Source organism: Winogradskyella sp. 3972H.M.0a.05, assembly GCF_040493455.1.
In the GTDB taxonomy this organism is placed as follows: domain Bacteria; phylum Bacteroidota; class Bacteroidia; order Flavobacteriales; family Flavobacteriaceae; genus Microcosmobacter.
Genome location: NZ_JANFDA010000008.1, coordinates 151,918 through 158,202, shown reverse-complemented (window position 1 = coordinate 158,202; position 6,285 = coordinate 151,918). Strand labels below are relative to the sequence as shown.

At 34.6% G+C, this 6,285-nt stretch carries 5 protein-coding genes; 4 read left to right on the top strand and 1 reads right to left on the bottom strand.

Features of this window, described 5'->3' with window-relative positions; all coding sequences use genetic code 11:
- Nucleotides 1-1,810: HYR-like domain-containing protein (locus NCE97_RS14695; RefSeq protein WP_503066146.1), on the bottom strand; the 1,810-nt coding region annotated here is incomplete at its 3' end.
- Between the two features lie 357 nt (nt 1,811-2,167).
- Between NCE97_RS14695 and NCE97_RS14690 the strand changes: the two genes are divergently transcribed.
- The 4 genes from NCE97_RS14690 to NCE97_RS14675 all read left to right on the top strand — a co-directional run bounded on the left by NCE97_RS14690 (nt 2,168) and on the right by NCE97_RS14675 (nt 6,240).
- On the top strand, nt 2,168-2,659 hold the full coding sequence (locus tag NCE97_RS14690; RefSeq protein ID WP_353780041.1) for a SixA phosphatase family protein: 492 nt from the start codon (nt 2,168-2,170) through the stop codon (nt 2,657-2,659).
- Nucleotides 2,652-4,703: a polyphosphate kinase 1 gene (gene ppk1, locus NCE97_RS14685; protein WP_353780040.1), complete on the top strand. Its 2,052-nt coding sequence runs from the start codon at nt 2,652-2,654 to the stop codon at nt 4,701-4,703. The genes NCE97_RS14690 and ppk1 overlap by 8 nt, the downstream gene beginning before the upstream one ends.
- A 1-nt stretch (nt 4,704) precedes the next feature.
- Entirely contained in the window at nt 4,705-5,610 is a 906-nt protein-coding gene (locus NCE97_RS14680) for a Ppx/GppA phosphatase family protein (RefSeq protein ID WP_353780039.1), read from the top strand.
- 99 nt (nt 5,611-5,709) lie between these two features.
- On the top strand, nt 5,710-6,240 hold the full coding sequence (locus NCE97_RS14675) for a porin family protein (protein ID WP_353780038.1): 531 nt from the start codon (nt 5,710-5,712) through the stop codon (nt 6,238-6,240).
- Nucleotides 6,241-6,285 lie beyond the last annotated feature (45 nt).

The window sequence follows — 6,285 nt, the reverse complement described above, 5'->3', positions numbered from 1 at the left end:
CAACGCTGTCAGAGTAAGTCGCATCCAAAGTCGTATCACAGTTGTCCGCCTCGTCCGTTACATCACCAGTAAGACCTAAATCAGTCTCATCCTGATCACATTCTATAGTAAGATCAGCTGGAACCGTAAATGTTGGGTCAGTAAGATCATTAACAGTTATAGTTTGTTCAACAGTAATTGAATTTCCACAATCATCAGTAACACTATATGTTCTTGTTATTACTTCTGGGCACGTATTTCCATCTGACACATCAGAAACATGTGCAACAGTTGGGTTAGCAGTTTGATCATCAGCTTCATCTGTTACCACAGTAATATCTGGAGAAGGTACATCATCTATACATTCTACATTAATAGGAGATGGATTTGATGCTGTAGGCGATTCATTATCATCTGCAGCAATAGTAAAATCTACAGTAGCTGTACAATTGTTAGCATCTCTAACGGTAATGGTATAATCACCTTCAGCTAAATTATTGAATGTTGCTGAACTTTGATAATTATTACCTCCATCAATAGAATATTCGTAAGGTGCAGTACCACCAGAAGGTGTTACAGTTACAGAACCATTTGTGTCTCCAGGACAATCTGCATTAACAAGTGTGTCTACGGAGAGTTGTAAATCTGTAATTACCAAGGTTAATGCCGCAGTTGGTGAGGCACAATTATCTACAGGATTATAATAGAATACATAGTATACACCTGGAGTGCTCACCATTGTATCCGTGATATGGTCAGCAGTAGCTAGAGGGTCAGGGTTAGTACTCCAAGTCAGTACAGAACCACCAGGTCCAGAAGAAACTACATAAGAATCTAAATCTACATTAAATGGACCACAGAACGTAGCTGTTCCATTCATTGTAATGTTACCATTAATACTTAAATCTGGTGGATTACTATACCCTTCTAAGGCAAGTCTTAATCCATCCACTAAAACAACTGATCTACCTGGATTACCAGTTCTGTAAAATACGTTTACACTTCCAGTATTATCTGATTGGAATGTTATACATACAGTTTCCCAGAAAGGATCAATTTCTGTCCATCCACCTGGGTTTTGAAAAGGTCCAGATGTATCGGTTGATAATTCTGTTGGGAAGTCTGAAGCAGGGTGTATATTTAAATCATTGTGTGTATACATTAATGGATCAGTTAGCTGAATACCACCTGAACCAATACCAAATTGAAGATTAGGTTCAAATTCAGAAAACTCTCCATCACTATTACTATATCTAGGAATTACTGCAATTTCGAAACAAACCGTATAGTTAGAGTTTGGTAATACAGTAAGATCTTGTTCTATTGCTTCGTTTCTAAATGAGAAAATAGCAAATCCTCCACCATCTGGAGAAGGGGAGATTATAGCTGGAGTATCAACATTTGCATCTTCGTTAGAATAAGAAATATATTGTCCTTCAGACCAGTCTACTGTACCAGTATCGTTCCAGCAATCATAAACTACATCATCAGAGTAGGAGCTACCATCTACAGCAGTTTGTAAGTCATCTGAACCATTATCATTTGGATCGGTATCTTCTAAGTTGAAAGAACCACAAGTAATCACATTACAAGTTCCTACAGGATTAGTAACTGGCATTCTCGCAGAAAACTCACTGTTTCTTCTATACAAAAGCGCTCGCCTCTGTAACTCGGCCTTGTAATCATCTATGAACTCCTTGGAGTGCTTTCGATGTTTCGGCCAATCATCCGATTCATTTTGTATTTGTGCTTCAGTAGTATTAATAAATACAAGAGACATGAAGGCTAATAAAACACAGTTGAAAAAAGATATAGTAACTTTATTTCTCATAATGCTTTCTTTTATTGTCTATTAGACAAAAGGATTAACAATATACTTTTCGCTAAGCGATGTTATTTTTTACTATTTGATTTAATCTATATTTTAAATTTAGAATGCCACGCACATCGCTTGAATGTGTTATCTTTCAAAATCAAAAATATAATAGAGGGAAGTGTACCGATAAACAGTACAGGGATGGATTGATTAACTAGCTTTTGATTTGGGGTCATTTGATTAATTTCTATAACAAAACAAATTATAACTAAAACCTTAGCCAAATATAAATGTTAAAGGACGCAAAATAATCGTTAAAACGGAATTATGCAACATTTAATCGGAAAAAAATGCATTTAATCGATATTTGATATGAAAACACTAGTGCTAATACGACACGGTAAATCGTCTTGGGAATATGATGTCAGTGATAGGGAAAGGCCTCTAAAAAACAGGGGTATCAATGATATTGCCTTGGTTTCAAAAGCTTTTAAAGCCATTGATTTTAATCTGGATTTTGTTTACTCTAGCCCTGCAAATAGGGCATTAAATACTTGTAAGTTATTTATGACACATTTGGGGATTAAAGAGGAAAAGTTGCTAATTGTCGAAGACCTATACGATTTTGGAGGCCAAAGTGTCATCAACTTTATAAAATCTTTAGACGATAATTATAAAAACATTATCATTTTTGGTCATAACCATGCTTTCACATCTATTTCCAATATATTTGGCGATAAATTCATAGATAACTTACCGACTTCTGGATTAGTTATGATTGAGTTTGAAATCGATAATTGGAAATCATTACAACAGGGAAAAACTAAGTTGACTATTTTTCCTAAGCAATTTAAGAATGACTAAAGACAAAAATATCTACATCAACAGAGAGTTAAGCTGGTTACAGTTTAATGCTAGAGTATTACAAGAAGCTGCGGATAAGACAGTACCGCTAATTGAAAGACTTCGTTTTTTGGGAATTTTCTCTAATAACCTTGATGAATTTTTTAAAGTAAGATATGCTACGGTAAAGCGTATCGACCAAGCTGGAAAAGGAGGGAAAAATGCACTAGGTGGTATCAAGGCTAGTGATTTGCTCGAGAAGATTACGGATGTAGTGATAAAGCAACAAAGTGAAAGCCAATCTATACTTAGAGAAATTGAAGCGGAATTAAAGTCTGAAGCAATTCATATTATTAATGAAACGCAGATCAAAGATTTTCAAAAGCAATTTATCAAGGATTATTTCCTTCAGAATATAAGTCCAGCCTTAGTTACCCTAATATTAAATGATAACGTAGAACTTCCTGTTTTAAAGGATAGTGCTGCTTATCTAGCCGTGAAGATGGTAATGAATAGTGGCGAGAATCAATATTCTTTAATAGAGATTTCAAGAGAGATGGATCGCTTTATAGAGCTGCCAAGTGTAGATGACAATAAGTATATCATTATGGTAGATGATTTACTACGCTATTGTTTGGACGATATTTATAACATTTTTGATTATGATTCTATTTCGGCTCATATGGTCAAAATTACTAGAGATGGAGAGTTAGACTTCGATAGTGACCTTTCTAAAAGTTTCATAAGGAAAATCTCTGATAGTGTAAAAGACAGACAAATAGGAGAGCCAGTTCGTTTTGTATATGATAAAACCATAGACGAGGAAACTCTAGATTATTTAATGATGAAAATGGGGATAGACTCTAAGGATAGTATAATTCCTGGAGGACGTTACCATAACCGTCGCGACTACATGGGATTCCCAAGTTTGGGTAGAAAAGATTTATTATACGACCGTATTGAAGCACTTAAGATAAAAGGGTTGAGTCTAGAAACCAGTATTTTTAATGAAATCGCTGAAAAAGACTACCTATTATATACACCTTATCACACCTTTGCTTATGTGGTGAAGTTCTTGAGGGAAGCTGCTTTAGATCCTAAAGTAAAAACCATAAAAATCACCATTTATAGATTGGCTCAGATTTCGCATGTTGCCAGTTCATTAATCAATGCTGCAAAAAATGGTAAGCAAGTTACTGTATCTATAGAACTAAGAGCACGTTTTGATGAGCAAGCCAATATCAATTATGCAGAGCAAATGCAGAAGGAAGGCATTAACTTACACTTTGGTGTTGAAGGCTTAAAAGTGCATAGTAAAATGTGCGTTATTGAACGTGAAGAAGATCATAAGATGAAGCGCTATGGTTTTATCAGTACAGGTAATTTTAATGAATCTACGGCAAAGATTTACACAGACTTTACATTGTTCACTGCCAATCAAAAAATACTAAGAGATATTAATAAGGTCTTTAATTTCTTTGAGGTTAGTTATAAAATGTACCGCTATAAGCATATTATCACTTCGCCTCATTATACTAGATCAAAGTTGTTCACGCTCATCGATAATGAAATCGAGAATGTAAGAAATGGCAAACCTGCTTATATTAAGCTTAAGATGAACAGTATATCTAGTTATAAAATGGTGGATAAATTGTATGAAGCGAGTAGAGCAGGAGTGAAAATTCAAATGGTGGTTAGAGGTATTTGTTGCTTAGTACCTGGTATTGAAGGAATGAGTGAGAATATAGAAGTTATAAGTATTGTTGACAAATTCTTGGAGCATACAAGGATGTATATATTCTGCAATAATGAAGATCCAAAAATCTACATTTCTTCTGCAGATTGGATGACTCGTAATATTGATAATCGCGTAGAAGTTTCTTGTCCAATTTATGATGAAGATATTAAGCAAGAATTGCTCGATATTTTCGATATTTGTTGGAACGATAATACCAAAGCCAGATTATTGAATTTAGAGCAAAACAACGAGTATAAACGAAATGGCGCTCCAACTGTAAGATCCCAATTCGATACTTATAAATATTATAAAAACCAATTGAACTAATATGCTGAGTATAGCAAAATATGCGGCGATAGATATTGGTTCTAATGCTGTAAGACTTCTAATATCTGATGTTATCGAGCAAGGTGGTCAGCCACCAAAGTTCAAAAAAAGTTCTTTGGTAAGGGTTCCAATTCGTCTTGGAGCAGATGTGTTTTTGAATAAAAAGATTTCTGCCGAAAATGAGAAACGTATGATCGATACCATGACAGCTTTCAAGTTGTTAATGCGCTCTCATAATGTTTTTAAATATAAAGCTTGTGCTACTTCTGCAATGCGAGAAGCTGATAATGGTGTAGCGATTTCAAACTTAATTAAAGAACAAACTGGGATACAAATAGATATTATTAATGGTGAAGTTGAAGCAGCCATAATTGCTGCTACAGATTTGCATTCTTTTATTGATGAAAACAAAACTTATCTATATGTAGATGTGGGTGGTGGAAGTACAGAGTTTACAGTGATTCATTTAGGGAAGGAGATAGCTTCGAAGTCCGCTAAGATCGGAACAGTAAGACTTCTTAATGACATGGTAGAAGAGAAGACCTGGAACAAGTTGAAGGATTGGATTGAAAAGCATACGTCTAAGTATGATAAGATTGAACTTATTGGTTCTGGAGGAAATATCAATAAGATTTTCAAAATATCTGGTAAAGCTTTTGGAGAGCCTTTAACATATTTCTATCTAAGTGCATTCTACAAAATGCTCCAACGACATTCTTACGAAGAGCGTATTGTTGAGTTAAATCTAAAGCAGGATAGGGCAGACGTGATCATCCCAGCTACAAGAATTTACCTATCGGCCATGAAATGGAGTAATGCAAAGCATATTTATGTGCCTAAAATTGGACTCTCCGACGGTATTATAAAGAGTATTTACCAAGAAACGATTCCTAGTTTAGTCCTTTAAAAATTAGCCGTTTATCTTCTTTTTTGAGTTAAACATCTAAAATTTAATAGTTTTCGCAGTTTTTGAATATATATTCATTGCCTCAAATCATTATATGTCATGAGAGCAATAATTACCCTTTTTATATTATTTTTCGCTATTTCTTTTTGTACAGCTCAAGATGTTAAGTATGGTGTAAAAGCCGGAATGTCTATTTCTAATATGGATTATGAAGGGACTCCGATCGTCAGAAATGAACACAGAAATGGATTTGTGTTTGGAGTGTTTATCGAATACGGATTAACTGAGAAACTATCACTGGTTCCAGAACTTCAATTCTCTGGAGAAGGTGCCAATCTTGAAGGATTTAGAAACGATTATATAAATCTGCCAGTATTGTTAAAGTATACGTTTTTTGAAAAACTAGGCTTAGGTATTGGACCTCAAGCTGGACTTAAAGTCAATAAGAAAAATGACGGATTTAAGAATATGGTGTTCTCTGGTGTAGGTTATATTGAATATGCAATTACAGACGAATTTGCTTTAGATGCACGATATAATTATGGATTCTCCAATGTGTTTGATGACGAACCAGGATTTCCAGAAGCCAAGACAGGTGTAATACAATTTGGTATAAACTATAAGATATAAGCTATTAATTCAACGTTGAATTATATCCCCAAAGCTCTGGTATCA